We start from the raw sequence: 18,768 nt of genomic DNA on the forward strand, positions 1-18,768 counted from the left end.
AAGAAAGACGGATGATTTATCAGTACGTAGCCTGTAGTGAATCGGGCGAAATTGTTAAAGGGAAACTGACGGCTGTCGGCGAGGAAGCCATTTCCGAGATGCTCGGCTTTGCCGGCTACCGCCTGATTAACCTGCACCCTTACATGCCTTTCTTCAGCCTGGGCAATCTGACGGCCGGGCTGTTCCCCGTTAAAACTACGGATATCATCATGCTTTTCCGTCAGCTCGCCCTGCTGATAGAGTCCGGCGTCAACATCGTTACCGCGCTGGAGCTTTTAAAAGACCAGATATCCAACCATAATCTGAAGAAAGTGGTTATGGAAGTCATCTCCGATATCCGTGCCGGCAACCAGCTCTCCGTGGCCATGAACCGCCACCCGGAGGTTTTTAATCCTCTGAGCTGCCGTACCCTGAGCATCGGCGAGCAGACCGGCGGCCTGGAAACCATGCTGCGGCAGGTGGCGGAATATATGGAGAAGGAACAGGTGACCCGCAAGGGAATCAAGGGCGCCCTGATGTATCCGGCTGTCGCCCTGTTCGTGGCGATGGCGGTGGTGATGTTGCTTATGTTCTTCGTATTACCGGCATTCGCCGGCTTTTACAGCGACCTCGGGGCGCAGCTGCCCGCTCTCACCAGGATGATGTTGAGCGCCTCGGTGATTCTCAAGCAATATTTCATGGTTATCATTCTCAGTGTTTTTATCACGGCCGCTCTGCTTATGATTTATTTCAAAACATCAGACGGCAAATATAACCTGGACCGTATCATGCTCCGTATTCCGATACTGGGCAGAGTCCGGCACCTTAACGAGCTTGCCCGCTGCTCGCGCAGCATTTCCCTGCTTTATACCGCCGGCCTGCCGCTGACGGAGATAATGCCCCTGGTAATTCAGGGCAGTACCAACCGGGTCATGGCGCAGGCGCTTTACAATGTGCAGACGGAGATGCTCAAAGGCGAAGGGCTGGCCAAGCCGATGTCCAAGAGCCCGCTTTTCCTGCCGATGATGGTGCAGATGGTCAAGGTGGGGGAAGAGACCGGCAGTCTGGACGCCTCCTTGCAGGCGGTCGCCAATAACTATGAAGCTGAAGCGCAGGACAAGACCAAGAGTTTGATCAGCATGATTCAGCCGGTGATGACCATATTTATCGGCGGGGTTGTCGGCCTTATCGCGCTTTCCATGGTATCGGCTATGTATTCGATGTACGGGCAGACATTTTAGTTAACATTATGATTAAGAAAATAAAAAGTTTAAAATTCAGCAAGCCGGGCTTGATAATACTTTCCGCCGGTATCTTCGTGGTCGTGCTGGCGGGACTGGGCATCACCCGTTCCGGGCAGGTCAAAGAGCAGGGCAAACTGGGCACAGATCTGTCTGCGTATCAAATGAGGGTGAACAACATGGATACCACCCAGTTCCAGATACAGATGGAAGAGCTTACCCAGCAGCTTGAAGACACCGAGCAGCAGCTGGCGGAAGTAAAAAACAAGCTGCGCCAGCAGATTAACAGCGTGGATGTCACCGATAAGCTGTATGAAATAGCGGCGTACTACGGCGTTGAAGTTACCGTCATGGGCACCAGCCAGATAGGCTCGGACAACTACCAGGGCGTCCCCTGCGCGGTGATTTCTCTCCGGGCCACCGCCGCGGGTGAGCTGACGGATATTATCGACTTTATCGCCGGCATGAATAACAATTTCAGCACCGGCTTTATCCAGTCCGTCCAGATAAAGGTCGCCGCGATTGAAACCGATGAGCTGAGCGAGGCCAGTATCAACTTCATCGTTTATACGTATGAGGGAAGCTAGATATGGCTAATAATTCCACATCCATTTACATTAACGATACCAGCATCCGCCTGATGGTTACCCGTGGCCGGCGCATTACCAAGCTGGCGGATATGCCGCTGGACATTGGTCTTGCTGATATCGATACTCCGGAAAAAGAGAATCAGCTGGCCGAGAAAATCTCCTTCCTCCTCAAGTCCAACAAGGTCAATGAAAAGAAAATCATTCTCGGCATTAGCGGCCTGCACTGTTTGACCCGCCCCGTCATTTTGCCTGAGCTGCCGCGGCCGATGGTGAAAGAAGCCATCACCCGGGAAGCCAGGCGGGTGCTGCCCGTGCCGCTGGAACAGCTCTATATATCCTGGCAGATAGTTTCCACCACCCAGGGAAAAATTCAGGCTTTCCTGGTGGCCATGCCCCGCCAGATAGCAGACATGGTAATGCGGGTTTTCGCTCAGGCCGGCTGTAAGCCTTACCTGATGGATATTAAACCCCTGGCCCTGGCCAGGCTGGCCAAGGAAAGCACCGCGCTTATCGTTGACGTGCAGTCCAAAGAGTTCGACATTATCATCATGCAGCAGGGCATGCCCCAGCCGATACGTACCGTCTCCTTCCCCCAGGAATCGCTGCCGACACAGGAAAAACTGGACATGGTTAAAGAAGACGTTAAGCGTACGGTCCAGTTCTTCAATTCCAATAATAATGAAAACCAGATTCAGCCGGGTACCACGATGTATGTATCCGGTGAAATGGCCGATGAAACGGATATTTATGAGTCCCTGGCCCATGACCTGGGTTTCACACCCGTATTACTCACTTCCCCCTTAAAATGCATCAAGCAGCTTGACCCCTCGCGGTATCTGGTTAACGCGGGACTGGCCCTTAAAGAGATATACAAAGAGGGCGGCGTGCTGCTTCCCAATTTCAACACCTTGCCGGAGCCGTATTTACCCAAGCAGGTGCCCATGAGCCGCCTGATGGCGATACCGGCCACCGGCATCGCTATAGGTATTATCATTCTGCTGACGGTAATGGTGCAAAACGCTGCGGCGGATATCAATACCGCCCAGAGCCAGCTCCAGAATACCCAGTTCATCCTGGAAAAAAAGCAGAGTGACAAGAAAACGATATTGCAGGCCATCACGGATACGCAGGCGCAGCTGACTGACGCGGAACAGGCTTACCAGGTGTACTCCAGCGCGCTCAAGAGCCTGAACAAGACCGGGGAATTGATGAACACGGATATCGGCGCCACCGTTGATAACATGGTCCCGGACCTGTACCTGGAGGCTGTCAACCATAACGGCGGCGAGTTAAGCATTAACGGCAAAGCGTCTACCGAGCAGGAAGTCCTGGAGTTTGTCCGGAATCTTGAAGATACCGGCAGGTTCTCGGAAATAACCATCGCTTCAATTAAACTCAGCGAGGATGAAGAAGAAACTTACGTGGATTATTCCCTTACCTGCATCCTGGAGGAGAATAGAAATTGACAGACATTGTAGCTTTATTACAGCTCGGTAAGAAAAAAAATGCCTCTGACCTTCACATGGTTGTGTCCAGCCCGCCGCTGTACCGCGTGCACGGCAGCCTGATGGCGGCGACGGATATGCCGGTGCTTTCCGCCGATGATATCGAGGAGGCTTTGAAACACGTTGCTACTGAGAAAGAGATGGCCGATTTTCATAATAACCTGGAGCTGGATTTCGGGCGCACTGTCCCGGAAGTCGGCCGGGTGCGTTTTAACGCCGCCAAGCAGCAGGATACCACCAGCGTGGTCGCCCGTCTATTGCCGGCCGCGATTCCCACCCCGGAGGACCTGGGCTTGCCCAAGGTCTGTAAAGAGCTAGTGATGCGGCCGCGCGGCCTGGTGGTTATCAGCGGCCCTACCGGCAGCGGCAAGTCCACCACGCTCGCCTCGATGATTGACTACCTGAACAGCAAGGAAAACCGCCGCGTGATAACTATCGAGGACCCTATCGAATACACCTATGTAAATAAAAAATGCACCATCACCCAGCGCGAACTGGGGCGTGACACGCTGTCTTTCGCCGAGGCTTTAAGGCACGTGCTGCGGCAGGACCCGGATGTCATACTCGTCGGTGAAATGCGTGACCTGGAAACCGCCTCGACGGCGCTGACCGTGGCGGAGACCGGCCACCTTGTCCTGACTACCGGCCATGCCCCCAGCACCGCCCAGGCCGTGGAGCGTATCGCCAACATGTTCCCTCCCCACGAGCGTTCCCTGGCCCAGACCCGTATCGCCTCGCTGCTGCTGGGCATATTCTGCCAGGCGCTGGTGCCTAAAGCCGATGGCACCGGCCGGGTGGCGGCTATCGAGGTCTTGCTGGCCAACGCCGCCGTCCGGAACCTTATCAGGGAAGGCAAGACATTCCAGCTGCCCAACACCATCCGCATGAACACCCAGCAGGGTATGGAGCTGCTTGACCAGTCGCTGGTCCGTCTCTACCGCGCCGGCAGCATCACCCAGCAACAGGTCTTTGATTTCTGTAACGACCATGATGAAATCATCCGGCTTACCGGTGAAAAACCGGAAACCAAGAAGAACAGCCCGGAGCCGGTGCTGACCACGCAGTTCAGCTAAATATCTAATAGCTAATATCTAAATCCTAAACACCCCTCTTTTCCCCCCGTTTAGAGCTTAGTGCTTAGGATTCCCCCCTTCCGCCTCTCCGAGATGCTTCGGTGGTAGCGCTCCCTCAGCATGACAGTGTGCAGTTTCCCCAGTTTAGAGCTTAGAGCTTAGGATTTTCCCCTTCCGCCTCTCCGAGATGCTTCGGTGGTAGCGCTCCCTCAGCATGACAGTGTGCAGTTTCCCCAGTTTAGAGCTTAGAGCTTAGGATTTTCCCCTTCCGCCTCTCCGAGATGCTTCGGTCGTAGCGCTCCCTCAGCATGACAGTGTGCTCTTTTCCCTACTTACCCCCCAATTTGCTATAATTTCAACAGGGGGTGCTTGCATGAAAAAGACCGGTGTATTCTACCATGATATTTGCGGCAAAGAAGCCTATTCCAGCCTGGCTATGGGCGTGGCGGACGGCTTTATGGGCATTAAGAAGGCCGGGCTGTTCTCCCGTCCCAACGTCAAGTACTATGAGTCCCGCCCGGCGCTGGAAAAAGAGATAGCCCGCATTCACACGCCAAAGTGGATTGATGAGGTCAAGCGCGGCGAGTACTGGCGCTGCTCGCTGTATTCCATCGGCGGGGTGCTGGAAGCCACGGAAAAGGTGCTTTCCGGCGAGCTGGACAATGCCTTGGCTATCGCCGGGGTGGGCGGCCATCATGCCCACCGGGACAGCGCCTGGGGCGGCTGCTATTTCAGCGTCACCGGGCTGGCTATTCCCCACGCCAGGGAAAAATCCAGGGCCCGACGCTTCGCCATCGTGGACACGGACACGCACCACGCCGACGGCGTCAGGGATATCTTTAAGGACGATGACGAGGTGCTGCACATCTGCTTCTGCCACGACTACGGCTGGGACTACGAGCCGGGCAGCCTGACGGCCAGTGCTACCAAGCTCTGCTTCGGGCACGGCTACTCGGATGAAGAGGAAATCGCTCTGGTGCGGAAGAACGTGCCGGAGAGGGTGAAGGATTTTAAACCGGACATGCTTTTCTGGATTTGCGGCATGGATACCCACCAGGACAGCTACGGCACCCGGGCGCTGACGGAAAAGGCCTATCCCCGGCTGGCGGAGATTATCAAAGATACCGCCGAGCAGGCCTGCGGGGGCAAACTGCTCGTCAAGACCTGCTGCAACGCTCCGCCCCACGCCACCTCCTACGCTTTGCCCAGAATCGTGGACTGCCTGGCGGAGCTGGATATGTACACGAAAGAGTAAACAGGGCAGGGGGAATACCGGGAAATAATTGTATTTGTTTTTTATATTTTTTGTTAATGTTCCACGTATAAGGCGTAGGTAATAATTGTTTTTTGTTATATGTTAAGCCAGCTACAAATTCCGGGGTAATTGTTTTTTAATTTATGGTAAGCGGGTATAAGGAAGAGTTAACAGTTAATAGTTAATAGTTAATAGTTAAGAGTTTACGGTTTAGAGTTGACAGTTTTTAGTATATAGGGGTTAGCGGAGAAAAGGAAGGGGATGGTGACGCGGGTTTAAATCTCCCTCTTATCCCTTTCCGATTTCATGCGGAATCTGCGACTTTACGAAAGGGAGAGGATGCGATGGATTCCCGCTTGCGCTGGACCCTGCGACAGACTCACCCTTCGACAAGCTCACCCTTCGACAGGGCTCAGGGTGAGCGGGGGTGGATAAGGCGGCGGGATGGTTGCAAGGGTTGTCATTCTGGCGCATTCACTCCGTTCAGTGTAAACTCCGGCCAGAATCCATTTATGATTACCGGGCATTCACGTATGCCAAAGATGGATTCCAGCCTGCGCTGGACCCTTCGACAGGGCTCAGGGTGAGCGGGGGTGGATAAGGCGGCGGGATGGTTGCAAGGGATTGTCATTCTGGCGCATTCACTCCGTTCAGTGTAAACTCCGGCCAGAATCCATTTATGATTACCGGGCATTCACGTATTCCAAAGATGGATTCCAGCCTGCGCTGGACCCTTCGACAGGGCTCAGGGTGAGCGGGGGTGGATAAGGCGGCGGGATGGTTGCAAGGGTTGTCATTCTGGCGCATTCACTCTGTTCAGTGTAAACTCCGGCCAGAATTCATTTATGATTACCGGGCATTCACGTATGCCAAAGATGGATTCCAGCCTGCGCTGGACCCTTCGACAGGTCCCGATTCCTGCGTCATACGGGATGGCGACAAAGTCGCTCACTCAGGGTGAGCGGGGGTGGATAAGGCGGCGGGATGGCCGCAAGGGTTGTCATTCTGGCGCATTCACTCCGTTCAGTGTAAACTCCGGCCAGAATTCATTTATGATTACCGGGCATTCACGTATTCCAAAGATGGATTCCAGCCTGCGCTGGACCCTTCGACAGGTCCCGATTCCTGCGTCATACGGGATGGCGACAAAGTCGCTCACTCAGGGTGAGCGGGACTCCCCGTAATGACAACGGAAAGCCTGCCAGCGGTATTCAGAATGATCGGCTGGCAGGCTCTTTGGCTTTTTGGCTACATTATTTCTATATTGTCATTAGTCGCCGGTGGTGGGTGTTTCGTCGCCGGTGAACCAGAGCTGGGTAACGGTGCCATCGGCGGCGATGGAGTAAGCGCCGGTAACCTTATTAACCCCACCGGCGAGATACTGCCCTACAGTGATGCCCGTACCGACGGTTACATCTACTCCGGGGGTTGTGGTATCATAGTCGCCGTTGCCGAAAGAAAAAGGAGCCTCGCCGGGAATAGTACCGACAATGGCGTCGGCCATAGCGGCGGTGACGGCGGTGACCACGTTGGCCAGCTCGGTCTCCTTGGCCTCGGCCTTGCCCTTGCCGATGAACTTGCCCACGTTAGGCACGGCCACGGCTGCCAGCACGCCGAGAATGGCTACGACCACCAGCAACTCGATAAGGGTGAAGCCTTTTTGTCCATAGCGGAACTTTTTGAGAAACTTTTTCATTCTGAGTACCTCCTGCAAGATTCGCCTTTTTTTTTATTTATTTCTCTAATTCAAGCTTAGCACAATGGATTTTTACTTCAATGACGTATTAGTCCCACGCCATGATGGGAATAAAGTCCTATCATCGGCCCGGTGGTAATTGTGGTAAGTAAAGTGACATGCAGATATAGCTTATAAAATCCTGACGGGGGACGACTATAATACTGACCCTTATTTTGATTGAGGGTTATCCCTGATTTGTAAAGAGTGACTTTCCGCAAAATTAGAGGGAGGGCTGCTGTTGACTCTTACGGCGAAACCCGTCACAATGTAACGAAAGATGAGAAACGTCATTGCGGGCGGAGCAATGACCTGTAAAATATATGATAATCCAACTGGCCATCCTCTTCACCCTGGTGGGTATCGCCACGGGCAGTTTTCTCAATGTCTGCATCGACCGCCTGCCGCGGCGCAAGTCATTGAACTTTCCGGCTTCTCACTGTGACGCCTGCCAGCACCCGCTCAAGCTGACGGATCTTATCCCTATCGCCAGTTACCTTTTTTTACGCGGGCGCTGCCGCTACTGCCGGGCCCGGTTGCCCCTAAGAATGCTAACGGTGGAAGCGGCCGGCGGGCTGCTCTTTTTCCTGGCCTACTGGCAGTACGGGTTAAGCGCCTGGTTCGGCATTACCGTTTTCTGGGGCTGCGTTTTCCTGGTAATCATGTTCATAGACTGGGAGCACCAGCTGATATTGAACCGGATTACCTATCCGGCGGCGGGCATCGCCCTGGTCATCATGGCGGTAAACTCCTTCGTGCCGGGCGCGGATTTTTTCCCGGGCCGGATATTTTACCCGGATAACGGCTTATACAGCGGCCTGGCCAGCGGCGCGGTGATACTCGTGTTTTTCCTGTTGATCGCCATCATCCGGCCGGGCGCGATGGGCATGGGTGACGTCAAACTGGTGGCGCTCATCGGGTTTGTCAGCGGTTTCCCGCTGGTGGTATTTTCCATGCTTATCGGGGTGGTTATCGGGGGCGTGGTGGCCATATACCTGCTGGCCGCCGGTAAAAAGGGCCGCAAAGACGTCATTCCCTACGGCACTTTCCTGGCCATCGGGCCTATCATAGCTTTGATCTTCGAGCGCCAGATTGTGGACTGGTATCTAAAGTTCTTTTAAGCGCCGCCGCCGCTTCTTTCAAGCTATTATTCCTCCTGCTTTCATTGACAGTACTTATGTACCGCAGTACAATAGTCCTGTATGAGGGCGATATTGAACGGCGGGCAGATTATCGGCGGCGCGGCGGGCCAGAGGGTGGCGGTAGGGCGGCGGCGCTCCAATATAGAGATTATCGCGGACATGCTGCGGGTGGGGGAAAACGGCGCGGGCAAGACGGAAATAATGTACACCGCCAACCTGAGCTACAGCCAGATACAAAAGTACCTGGATTATCTGGTGAACCAGGGATTCGTTAACCGGGTCAGCATGGACAATACCATGTTTGCTTACCAGGTGACGGAAAACGGCCTGAAACTGCTTAAAGCCATAGACGCCCTGATGCACATGCTGGATGCCGCGGAACCCCCCATGTAAAAACGGTACGCTCCTTAAAGTCATCATAGCCTGGAGATAAACGCGACTCCGGGTTTTTTTATTTTGGTCCTCGATGTTTCTTTCCACTCTCCGCCAACTATTAATGAAACTTTAAGCAAATCTTTATGTTTCGTTTATTTATTTTACGGGGATATTTATGCCTGGATGCTAGACTGATGGTAATAATGAATGTAAGCCCCCCGCCGGCGGGGAATAATAATGAGGTAGCATCCGCCCATGAAAAGAACGCTTTTACTTGATGAAGACGATTTAATCATGATCGTCAAGGAAGACGTCGTCAAGCAGATAGACGAAAACCGCGGTGAGATGAACCGCACGGAGTTCGTCAACTACCTTATTCAAGCCCAGTTGAGAGAAAAACTGGAGCAGAAAAACGGCATCTCCCGGGAAGAGTTCGAGTATTTTTCCCGCCAGATGATGGAGCTCCTCCACAATTTCCTCCAGTTCTTCGTCAGCTACGGCATGGCCATGGGCAAAGGGCAGCACAACACGGACGTCCAGGCGCTGAACCAGCAGCTGGAATCCTTACTCGGCCCCGATGAAGAAACCGAAAACCAGTAAGCCGGATTCCCCCCTCCCGCTTTCAATTATCCCCGCATTATTCCTTGTTTAGATTCACTAGAACTATGTTCTAGTACTCAATCACTTCCCAAGCCGCCCCCGATAGCATAGGCTGATTCTGTAGTGACATTTGTTAACTATGGGGCCTTTGTCTCTTTTTTTACCGCGTTACGGCCAGGGGAGTGAATTATGATAAAAGCAATTGACCTACTGCGCCAGGGTAAGCATGAAGAGCTGTGGCAGATGTGCTGCGGCTTTCTCCGCCTGGATATGGAAAGCTTCATGGATATCCAGGAAAATCTGATGCTGCAGCAGATTGAGCTGCTGAACAAAAGCCCTCTGGGCAATAAAATAATGCGGGGAGTTAAGCCCCGGACGGTGGCGGAGTTCCGGCAGCGGGTGCCGCTCACCAGCTATAAAGATTACACGCCGGAGCTGCTGGATAAAAGGGAAGACATTTTGCCGGAGAAACCACTGCTCTGGGGGCATAGCGCCGGACGCTCCGGGGAATACCCCTGCAAGTGGATACCGCTCACCGCCGATTATGCCTGGGAGCTGAGCAAGGCGCTATACGGCATCGGGATGATTTCCTGCGCCAGCTACTGGGGAGATACCTCCCACATACCGGAGACCATCAAAGTCCTATATTCCGTGGCCCGCAAGCCCTATATCTCCGGCGTTTTCGCCGATATGCTCACCAAACAATCGCCCATAAAATATATGCCGCCCCTGGAAGAGACGGATACGCTTTCCTTCGAGGAAAGAATACAGAAAGGCTTCGCCTGCGCCATGGCGGACGGGCTGGACTATTTCTTCGGGCTTTCCCTGGTACTGGAGAAAGTGGGAGAAAAGATACGCAACGGCTCCGGCAAGATAGATATACGCCCGTACCTGGGCAGCCCCAAAGCCATGTTCAGGCTGGCCAGGGGCAAGGCCAAAAGCATGCTGGCCGGCCGCCCCATGCTGCCTAAAGACCTGTGGACGATAAGAGGCATTATCGGCAGCGGCATAGACAGCTCGGTTTACAAGAATAAAATAAAGCAGCTCTGGGGGAGAAGCCCCCTGGACCTGTATTCCTGCACCGAGGGCGGGGTTATCGCCGTCCAGGCCTGGGACTATAAAAATATGACCTTTATTCCTAACCTCAATTTCCTGGAGTTCATACCGGAAGACGAGCAGCTGAAGCTGCAAATGGATCGCACCTATATCCCGAAGACGCTGCTGCTTAATGAAGTGAAAGCCGGCGAAGCTTACGAGATAATCATCACCAGTTTCCACGGCGGGGCCATGGTGAGGTACCGGCTGGGGGACATGGTCAGGATTGAGTCTTTACATAATAATGAGCTGGGCATTGCCACGCCGCAGATGTCCTTCGAAAGAAGGGTAACCGATATTATCGATTTCAATGTTATCCGTTTCACGGAAAAATCCATCTGGCAGGCCCTGGAAAAGTCCGGCATCCAGTATGAGGACTGGTTCGCTTACAAAATCCCGGGAGAGCAGTCGCTCAACCTGTACATCGAGCTTAAGAACGGTTCCCGGATAAAGGAAAATGAGCTGACCGCTACCATATATAACAGCCTCACCCAGGGTGAAGATGATTTTACCTCCTCCGCCACCCATGAAGACCTCATGGACATGGTTGGTTTTGAAATCAACGTCAATGTATTGCCGGAGGGCACTTTCGCGGAGTACACCGCCAAAAGACAGGCGGAGGGCGCTGACCTGGCCCACCTAAAGCCGCCCCACATCAACCCCCCGGATAAAGTGCTGGCCATGCTGGCGCCGGCAGCGGAAGAGACCATTATCGTGACTAAAACAGGGGTAAGAACGTCGGAAAAAAAGGGCGAGGAAACGGTGCCGGTAGCCTAGTACTTTAGTGCCCCTTACATTGGTGTTCCTACTTTAGTGACCCCTTGACAGTATGCACATTTGGGCTGATAATTCCCATATATGAACGCATATGCATTGGCGCCGCTAATAACAGCCTTCGCGTATATACCCCTTCTTTTCACTACCGCCGGTACGCGTCCCTGGACCAGGAGACACGCCTATTTTTTAATCTTCCTCATCAGTGCCATGGTGTGGAACCTCCTGACCTATTTTTTCCGCGGTGATATCTTCCCCGGCGCCAATCTAGTAATCTGGAAAGCCACCGTAATGTTCTTCGTCATCATGTCAGTGCAGTTCCATCTGTTCACTTCCTCTTTCTTTAACAAGCAGTACCGGCGCTGGCTGATATTTGCTTACGGTTCTCTTTTACTGATTATAGCGCTTACCGCTTCCGGTGTGATTCTGGACGGCGTTACCACTGAAGGCGAAAAAGTATATCCGCAATACGGCATAGGCGTTGTTTTTATTGCCGTGCCTTTAATGGTGCTGGTGATACGGAACCTTTATGTGTTTATCAAAATGTTAAAATCGCTGGATAACCCGGTTCTACACAATCAGGCCTTGACGCTGATAATCAGCATATCGGTATTAGCCTTTTTTACCCTCGTCCATCTATTGCCTTACGGCAAAGAATACCCCATCAGCAACTTCGGGAACTTCATCGTCGCTTTTTTATTGAGCTACGCGGTACTCCGTCACCAGTTGATGGATATCCGGATAGTGATACGCCGGGGCACCGCCTGGCTGTGCCTCTCCATTTTTGGTATAACCCTTTACTGGTTAATGCTGATCGGCCTCCACAGTATTTTCAAATTCGACCTTGATATCGTCGCTTCAGTGGTAGCCTCGGTACTGGGCTTTGCCATTTCCATCCTGATTTATAAGGTAAGAGGCCGTATTTTCAGGATATTGAGCCGGGCTTTCCAGGGCTCCGCTTATGACTACCACCAGAGACTGAACGAGTTTACCAACAAAATACACAATGTCTTCAGCCTCAAGGAGCAGGGCGGCGAGCTGCTGATACTGATATTAAAAGCCCTCAACCTTAAGGAGGCGTGTCTGCTCTTCCCTGATTCCGGGAATGACTATTACCAGTGTCAGTTCTCCGAGCCCAAGGAGGAGAACAATCAGCTGGCCGACTTTAAATTGCGGTCGAACAATCCCATCGTCAAATACCTGGAGAGAGAACAAAAAACGCTGCAGAGGGAAAACCTGGACATTCTGCCGGCCTTTTTGAGTTTATGGCCCCAGGAAAGAGAAGAAATTGAAGTTAGAAATATCTCCATGTTCATACCGCTCATCAGCCGCGACCGCCTGGTATCCGTTCTGGTGCTGGGGGGGAAACGCAACGGACGGTATTCCCTGGAAGACATCAATATCGTCGAGAACGCCACCAGCCGCGTGGCGGTCAGCATCGAGAAGGAATACCTGAGAGAGCAACTCAGAGAACGTGAAGAAGAGCTTTCGGTTATCAACAATTCCAGCGCCATCTTGTCCTCGAGCCTGGATATACAGCAAATATTCGGCAGCTTTACCGGCGAGCTCAAGAAAGTGGTGGAGGTGGACTGGGCTACCATCGTGCTTATTGAAGACGAAAATCTCCTGTGCATGGCGCTGACCTCGCCGGAAAATTCAGCCTACCAGATAGGTGAAAGAGTCCCGATGGAGGGGACCGGCACGGGCTGGGTGGTCACCCAGAAGAAAACGTTTATCGAGCCTGACCTCGCCAAAGAAAGGTGTTTCAATACCAGCGAGCATTTTTACGCCCAGGGCTTGCGGAATACGGCGTACCTGCCGCTGATAGCCAAGGGTGTGGTTATCGGCAGTTTCATCGTGGCCAGCAAGACGCCCAACTGCTACACCCAGCGTCATATCAAATTGCTGGAGCAGCTCGCGGCGCAGATGGCCATGCCGCTGGAAAACTCGCAGCTCTATGTTAAAGCAGAAAAGAAAGCGCGTATCGATGAGCTGACCGGCCTGTACAACCGACGCTCGCTGGATGAAATGATTGACAGTGAAATCAGCCGTCACTCGCGCTACGGCGGTTCTTTCTCGCTGGCTATTCTGGACCTGGACTCTTTTAAGACCTTCAATGATACCTACGGCCACCTGGCTGGTGACGGTTTATTGCAGGAAGTAGGCCGCAACATCAAGTCCGCCATCAGGACGTCGGACTACGCTTTCCGCTACGGAGGCGATGAATTCGCCGTCCTGCTCCCGCAAACTACCATCGAAGCCGCCATGCAGGTGGTGGAAAGGGTGCGCAAGCAAATCGCCTCCGGGACTAACTCGGATAAAATCCCCGTTTCCGCCAGTATCGGCCTGGCCAACTGGCCGGATGATGGCATCAGCCACACGGATATCATCGCCTCGGCAGATGTAACGCTTTACCGGGCGAAACGCAACGGCGGCAACCTGTGCCTGTACGCCTCCGGTCCGCCGGATGGGGTGGAAGTAGAAAATAAACCCGAAGATACTGAAGACAGTTTTTGCAGCAAGTTCTCCGGCATTGTGCGGGCCTTCTCTGATTTAGTTGATTCCAGGAGTTACTATACCCTCAGCCATTCCAAGAAGGTGAAGGATTACGCGGTGGCTCTGGGCAAGGAACTGAACCTGGACATTAATGAAATGAAAGTAATTGAGTACTGCGCTTTCCTGCATGACATTGGCAAAGTAGCACTGGATAGCGAGTTGCTGAATAAGCTGAAAGAACTTACGCCGGCGGAATATCAGTTGATGATGCGCCATCCGCAGGTCGGCGCTGATATGGTAAAGAATATCCCGCCGCTGGTACCCTGCATCGGTGCTATTCTGCATCACCACGAATGGTATGACGGCAGTGGCTACCCGGACGGGCTGAAAGGCGATGAGATACCGATGGAAGCACGCCTGCTGACTATCGCCGATGCCTTTGCTACCATGACCTCGGAAAGGTCATATTCTGAGGTGAAAACGCATGAAATCGCCTTACAGGAAATACAGCGCAAATCCGGCACCCAGTTCGACCCGAAAATGGCCGAGCATTTCGTGGCTATCTTTGAAAGGCAGATAAAGATAGCAAAAAAACAGACGAGGAAGTAAAATGGTTTAGATAGACCAAATCGGATCGAGGAAAAAATCATGAACAACAATATTAGCAAAATACAAATATTTATTATCAGCCAGCAATCGCTGTTTTTAAAAGCCCTGGAGAACATTTTTTTGGAGACCGACGATATTGTGGTGCTGGGGACTACCGGCGTTAATAATGATGTGCTCAAAGCTATTGATAATCTGCCGCCGGACGTGGCGCTGCTGGACCTGGACGGGCCGTCCGAGGCCGGGCTGGATCTGGCGCGCCGTATCAAGCAGCGCTCGCCGAATATCGGCGTCGTCATCCTGACCTCCAACCCGGATGATAACCAGCTTTTCCTGGCGCTTAAAGCGCAAGCGGTGGCCTATCTCAATAAAGAAGTCACCGAGCAGCAACTCGTCGAGACTGTCCGGCGCGTTGCCCGGGGAGAGCACCCCATTAACGAAAGCCTGACCAACCGCCCCAAGCTGGCGGAACATGTATTGCAGCAGTTCCAGGAGCTTACCTCCAAGACGGAGGCGGAAGCCTATATTTCGCCCCTCACCCCCCGCGAAATAGAGATACTGGAATACATCGCCCAGGGCTATTTGAACAAACAGATAGCCGCGGAGCTGGGTATCAGCGAGCAGACGATTAAGAACCACGTCACCTCCATCTTGAGAAAGCTTAACGCCAATGCTCGCACTGAGGCGGTGGTGGTGGCTATCAGGCAAGGGCTGATTAAGATATCCTGAAAATAATCCGCAAGACCTGGTTAATGCTTTGACGTTTTAAAGCGACCGGTAATATGGCATAATAGACACGTGTCCGGTACCGGCTTTCTTTCCATCGTCATCATCGCTCTGGGCCTTTCCGCCGACTGCTTTGCCGTTGCGCTGAGCGCCAGCATCGGAAAGAAAGAGCTGCCGCTGTGGCAGGGTCTCAGGGTAGCTCTCTCCTTCGGCATCTTTCAGGCCGCCATGACGGTCATCGGGTGGCTGGCGGGACGCACCGTCATCGACTTTATTTCCAGTTACGACCACTGGCTGGCCTTCGGTCTGCTTTTATTCGTGGGCGGGCGCATGATATGGGAATCGTTCCATGAAAAAGCCGGTAAAGAATCCCGCACGGATATTACCCGCTGGCTCTTGCTGCTGACGCTTTCCATCGCCACCAGCCTGGACGCGCTGGCGGTGGGGCTAAGCTTCGCTTTCCTGGAAGTAAACCTTACCCTGGCCAGCGTCACCATCGGTCTGGTTGCCCTCATTATTACGTTGCTGGGCTTCCTGGCGGGGAAAAAGCTGGGGGCGCTTATCGGTAAAAGGGCGGAGATTATCGGCGGCATTATCCTCATCGGCATCGGCATACGCATCTTGCTGGAACACCTGCTGTAAAGCTAAACTCAATATCGACACTGTCTTCAAGTAGTTATTTCTGCCTGAAACCCTGAATTTTTGTTGACAATCCTACGTTATGTGACTATAATTGAACGAAAATTCACGTACCAATTCCAAGAATATCAAAAGCTGTTGATATTACCTAAAACACCCGAATCGCCCGATATGCCTGTTTCGTAGGAAAACCCCCGGCGCATTAACAGCCGGATGAAGATATGCGAGGAGGGAAAATGAGAAAGAGGCTGAGTTCTTTCGGGGTTACTTTACTTCTCCTGTCACTGGTTCTGGTTACGGTCGGCTGCGGGGTGGCCCAGGCAACCTTCACTGCCAGTGTCGATAGCGGCACGGCCCTGCTGAAGGTCGAGTTCACCAACGGTACCAAGACCGGTATGTTCAGCAAGGTTGATAAATACAACTGGGACTTCGGCGATGGCGACTCCGCAACTACCACCAAGGCGGAGGAAACCGTTACCCACGAATATACAAAAGCCGGCACCTATACGGTTACGCTGACGGCCATGAAGGGCGATAAAGACCCCAAGACCAGCGTCATGACTTTATCCATCAGCGTTACTCACGGGCCGCTGGACCATGTACAGATTACCCCGGCCACGGTGCAGTTGGATATCGGCGATAGTCAGAAATTTACCACCGCGGTGGAAGACGCTTACGGCAATCCTATCGCGGAAGCCAGCCTGACCTGGAATGCCGCGGCGGGCACTATCTCCGCGGACGGTAGTTTTGAAGCCGGCACCCGGGCCGGTACTTTTAATTCGGACGTAGAAGTTAACGCTGGGTATAATAACAAGACGGTCAGCGGTGTTGCCACGGTGACTATCAATCCTGACCCGCTGGACGCGGTAACCATTTCACCCATTTCCTTGCCGGCCGGTGAAACCCAGCGCATTGAAGCGGTAGCGGTGGATAAATACGGCAACGTTCTGGATAATGTGGAAATATCCTGGAATGTCGCTGATGCAGAAGCGGGTTCCATCGTATCCGGCACCAGCCTGAAAGCCGGGGAAATAACCGGTGAGTATGAAAACGCTGTAGAGGTAGAGGTAACCCAGGGCAATATCACCCGCACCGCCGCCACCGGGGTTATCGTTACGGCGGGGGCTTTAGACGAAATATATATTGCCCCGGACCCCGCCGATATAGGCATAGGCATGACGCAGCAGTTCGTGGCGGTGGGGGCCGACCGTTACGGTAACCGCATTTCCGGCCTGGATGTGGATTGGAGTGTAATTAACGGCGGCGGCGCGATAGATAGCAGCGGCCTTTTTACCGCGGGCACCCTGCCGGGTATGTACACGGATACCATTAAAGCCGAAGCTGCTTTGTCCGGCGTCACCCGCTCGGCGAAGGTGGACGTAACCGTGGAGCCGGACCGCATCGCTTATATGTCTGACGCCGGTAATGATGATGGAGTCTTTGACATATATATCATGGACATCAGCGGGAATAACCAGAAAAGAATCACCACATCTCACGTTGATTCAAGCTATCCCGGCGTATCACCCGGAGGGAGTCTTATTGCCTACGCCGATGAATCAGGTGGCATCAACGTTATCAATGATGACGGGAAATGGGCTTTCCCGCTGACATCTGGACAAGAGGCATATGAACCCGCCTGGTCGCCGGATGGCACAAAAATTGCTTATACCGTGTTTGAAAATGTGCTGGGAGGATATGATCAACCGGATATATATGTAATGGATGTAGACGGCAGTAATGTTACCAAATTGACGGACCATATAGATTGGGACATCTCTCCCAGTTGGTCGCCGGACGGCACTATGATAGCTTTCGAATCATACCGTGACGGCAATTGGGAGATTTACGTCGAAAATATCAATGGTACCGGGTTACGGCGTATAACTAACAACAATGTTTTTGATGCTAATGCACGCTGGTCTCCCGATGGACAGAAAATCATCTACCAATCAATAGTAAATAATCAGTGGGAGCTGTTTACCGTAAATATTGACGGGACCCAGGTCACACAGGTAACGTACGTCAACTACAGCTGTTGCTACCCTTATTGGTCACCGGATGGGAGCAAAATAGTTTTCCACTCCTGGCAGGATGACAATCAATCGGAAATTTCCATCGCCAACGCTGATGGCAGCAACATCACTCAACTTACCCATAATCAAGCCTTGGATTATGCCCCTGTATATATGCCCCGCAAGGCGGGGGTGGCGGTCTCTGAATTATCCATCAGCATCCCGCTTACCGCCGATTATCAGCCGATGACGGCCCAGAAAATAACGGCGCTGGTGGGGGACGCGGTGGTAAGAATAGAGACCAACCTGGGCTCCGGTTCCGGCTTTCTCATCAGCCCCAACGGCCTGCTGCTGACCAGTAACCACGTGGTTAGCAATGCCCAGACCATCAGCGTGTACCTGCAAGACGGCACTAAATACAACGGGACGGTCATCGGCCGGGACCTGATGCGTGACCTGGCTTTGCTGAAAATATCGGCCTCCGGGCTGGCTTACCTGGAGATAAGTGATTTCAGCGGCGCCAGCCTGGGACAGCAGGTGGTCGTGCTTGGCTATCCTTTGTTCAGTACCAAACTGACCGTTACCAGCGGCATCGTTTCGTCAATGGATTTTGACGGCGGGCGCAACATCACCTGGGTGCAGACTGACTCCGCGGTAAACCCGGGCAATAGCGGCGGGCCGATGCTCGATATGCGCGGTCGGGTGGTCGGTATAGTAACCGCCAAAATGTATGGGATCGGTATTGAAGGCATAGGGTTTACCATTTCCGTAAACACCATCAACACCTATATCCCCAGGCTGCAAGCGGGGGAAACTATCTTATATTAGTACTTTTTACAGTATATGGAATGAAGCCGGGCGGCTTTAACCGGGCCGCACGGCAGTCTCTTTGCTCCCGGTATCGCCTATGCTAGAATTAGGC

The 18,768-nt window shown here is 53.0% G+C and carries 14 protein-coding genes; 13 read left to right on the forward strand and 1 reads right to left on the reverse strand.

Annotated elements, in window-relative coordinates; all coding sequences use genetic code 11:
- Window positions 1-11 precede the first annotated feature (11 nt).
- From WC370_01175 to WC370_01195, 5 genes are all read left to right on the forward strand, one after another.
- Window positions 12-1,220, forward strand: a complete 1,209-nt coding sequence (locus WC370_01175) for a type II secretion system F family protein (GenBank protein ID MFA5308083.1) — start codon at window positions 12-14, stop codon at window positions 1,218-1,220.
- 50 nt (window positions 1,221-1,270) lie between these two features.
- Window positions 1,271-1,807, forward strand: coding sequence for a hypothetical protein (locus WC370_01180; protein MFA5308084.1), 537 nt, complete (start codon window positions 1,271-1,273; stop codon window positions 1,805-1,807).
- A gap of 2 nt (window positions 1,808-1,809) precedes the next feature.
- Window positions 1,810-3,276 carry a PilN domain-containing protein gene (locus WC370_01185; GenBank protein MFA5308085.1) on the forward strand — a complete coding sequence of 489 codons (1,467 nt, stop codon included), beginning with the start codon at window positions 1,810-1,812 and terminating at the stop codon, window positions 3,274-3,276.
- Window positions 3,273-4,388, forward strand: a complete 1,116-nt coding sequence (locus WC370_01190; GenBank protein ID MFA5308086.1) for a PilT/PilU family type 4a pilus ATPase — start codon at window positions 3,273-3,275, stop codon at window positions 4,386-4,388. The genes WC370_01185 and WC370_01190 overlap by 4 nt, the downstream gene beginning before the upstream one ends.
- A 373-nt stretch (window positions 4,389-4,761) precedes the next feature.
- Window positions 4,762-5,643, forward strand: coding sequence for a hypothetical protein (locus tag WC370_01195; GenBank protein MFA5308087.1), 882 nt, complete (start codon window positions 4,762-4,764; stop codon window positions 5,641-5,643).
- Window positions 5,644-6,913: 1,270 nt separating this feature from the next.
- Here the strand turns inward: WC370_01195 and WC370_01200 are convergent.
- A complete protein-coding gene (locus tag WC370_01200) occupies window positions 6,914-7,339 on the reverse strand; it encodes a type II secretion system protein (GenBank protein ID MFA5308088.1) in 426 nt (141 codons plus the stop codon).
- Between the two features lie 362 nt (window positions 7,340-7,701).
- Here WC370_01200 and WC370_01205 point away from each other — a divergent pair, with 362 nt between their 5' ends.
- From WC370_01205 to WC370_01240, 8 genes are all read left to right on the forward strand, one after another.
- The gene (locus WC370_01205; protein MFA5308089.1) at window positions 7,702-8,499 is read left to right on the forward strand and encodes a prepilin peptidase; all 798 of its coding nucleotides are present in this window, start codon (window positions 7,702-7,704) and stop codon (window positions 8,497-8,499) included.
- A gap of 93 nt (window positions 8,500-8,592) precedes the next feature.
- Window positions 8,593-8,913 carry a winged helix-turn-helix domain-containing protein gene (locus WC370_01210; protein MFA5308090.1) on the forward strand — a complete coding sequence of 107 codons (321 nt, stop codon included), beginning with the start codon at window positions 8,593-8,595 and terminating at the stop codon, window positions 8,911-8,913.
- Between the two features lie 237 nt (window positions 8,914-9,150).
- The gene (locus WC370_01215; GenBank protein ID MFA5308091.1) at window positions 9,151-9,495 is read left to right on the forward strand and encodes a hypothetical protein; all 345 of its coding nucleotides are present in this window, start codon (window positions 9,151-9,153) and stop codon (window positions 9,493-9,495) included.
- A 189-nt stretch (window positions 9,496-9,684) separates the two neighbouring features.
- On the forward strand, window positions 9,685-11,367 hold the full coding sequence (locus WC370_01220; GenBank protein MFA5308092.1) for a GH3 auxin-responsive promoter family protein: 1,683 nt from the start codon (window positions 9,685-9,687) through the stop codon (window positions 11,365-11,367).
- Window positions 11,368-11,574: 207 nt separating this feature from the next.
- Window positions 11,575-14,469: a diguanylate cyclase gene (locus tag WC370_01225; GenBank protein ID MFA5308093.1), complete on the forward strand. Its 2,895-nt coding sequence runs from the start codon at window positions 11,575-11,577 to the stop codon at window positions 14,467-14,469.
- 39 nt (window positions 14,470-14,508) lie between these two features.
- Window positions 14,509-15,195, forward strand: coding sequence for a response regulator transcription factor (locus tag WC370_01230; protein MFA5308094.1), 687 nt, complete (start codon window positions 14,509-14,511; stop codon window positions 15,193-15,195).
- A gap of 69 nt (window positions 15,196-15,264) precedes the next feature.
- Window positions 15,265-15,834, forward strand: coding sequence for a manganese efflux pump MntP family protein (locus WC370_01235; GenBank protein ID MFA5308095.1), 570 nt, complete (start codon window positions 15,265-15,267; stop codon window positions 15,832-15,834).
- A 233-nt stretch (window positions 15,835-16,067) separates the two neighbouring features.
- Entirely contained in the window at window positions 16,068-18,674 is a 2,607-nt protein-coding gene (locus WC370_01240; protein MFA5308096.1) for a trypsin-like peptidase domain-containing protein, read from the forward strand.
- Window positions 18,675-18,768: the final 94 nt, after the last annotated feature.

Source organism: Dehalococcoidales bacterium (assembly GCA_041652735.1).
Lineage (GTDB): Bacteria > Chloroflexota > Dehalococcoidia > Dehalococcoidales > RBG-16-60-22 > RBG-13-51-18.

Excerpts from the sequence above, each read along its gene's own strand:
- WC370_01175 (MFA5308083.1), top strand. The coding sequence starts at position 12 with ATGATTTATCAGTACGTAGCCTGTAGTGAATCGGGCGAAATTGTTAAA.
- WC370_01185 (MFA5308085.1), top strand. The coding sequence starts at position 1,810 with ATGGCTAATAATTCCACATCCATTTACATTAACGATACCAGCATCCGC.
- WC370_01195 (MFA5308087.1), top strand. The coding sequence starts at position 4,762 with ATGAAAAAGACCGGTGTATTCTACCATGATATTTGCGGCAAAGAAGCC.
- WC370_01200 (MFA5308088.1), bottom strand. The coding sequence starts at position 7,339 with ATGAAAAAGTTTCTCAAAAAGTTCCGCTATGGACAAAAAGGCTTCACC.
- WC370_01205 (MFA5308089.1), top strand. The coding sequence starts at position 7,702 with ATGATAATCCAACTGGCCATCCTCTTCACCCTGGTGGGTATCGCCACG.
- WC370_01215 (MFA5308091.1), top strand. The coding sequence starts at position 9,151 with ATGAAAAGAACGCTTTTACTTGATGAAGACGATTTAATCATGATCGTC.
- WC370_01220 (MFA5308092.1), top strand. The coding sequence starts at position 9,685 with ATGATAAAAGCAATTGACCTACTGCGCCAGGGTAAGCATGAAGAGCTG.
- WC370_01225 (MFA5308093.1), top strand. The coding sequence starts at position 11,575 with ATGGTGTGGAACCTCCTGACCTATTTTTTCCGCGGTGATATCTTCCCC.
- WC370_01230 (MFA5308094.1), top strand. The coding sequence starts at position 14,509 with ATGAACAACAATATTAGCAAAATACAAATATTTATTATCAGCCAGCAA.
- WC370_01240 (MFA5308096.1), top strand. The coding sequence starts at position 16,068 with ATGAGAAAGAGGCTGAGTTCTTTCGGGGTTACTTTACTTCTCCTGTCA.